The sequence below is a fragment of the Okeania sp. SIO2B3 genome (assembly GCF_010672525.1).
Classification (GTDB): Bacteria; Cyanobacteriota; Cyanobacteriia; order Cyanobacteriales; family Microcoleaceae; genus Okeania.
In genome coordinates this window covers 7614-8271 of sequence record NZ_JAAHGH010000178.1, presented here as the reverse complement: position 1 = coordinate 8271, position 658 = coordinate 7614, and positions in this window count along the sequence as shown.

Sequence of the window (658 nt, the reverse complement as noted above, 5' to 3'; positions counted from 1 at the left end):
AAGTTTCAATGATTATTTCCCAATTCATAACCAAAGACTAGAAGAGTATTAGGAATGAAATTTAACTGGAATTAGGAGTAAATTCAGTTAACAGTTATCAGTTATCAGTAGTTCCTGGAATAGGGATAGGAGAAGATGGATAATTTGATTTTTTATCCTCTGAAAAAGTCAGGATTGAGAGTCGATATTTTTGTCAAAAAAAGAGAGGTTGAAATCTAGGTGAGCTACAATCAGATTATGAGATTATTTCCAACATTTATTGATTCATCAATCCGTAGAAGTTTCAATGATTATTTCCCAATTCATAACCAAAGACTAGAAGAGTATTTAGGAATAAAATTTAACTGGGATTAGGAGTAAATTCAGTTATCAGTTACAACCTACTCCATGTAAGTGTGGTACAGTAATTATAGTAAATTGTCTCAAAAAGAATGAAAATTTAATTCCATACTTCAACAACTATTTAAAAAACTAATGCTACTGTACCTCATCAACCTGGAATACCCTTAATCGGTACTTCCTGCAATAGGGAGGCGAGAAGATTCATAACTTGATTTTTATATCTTTCAAAAGGAAGAATGGAGACCCGATATTTTTGTCAAAAAAAGAGAGATTGAAATTTGGGTGAGCTATCATCAGGTTATGAGATTATTTCCAA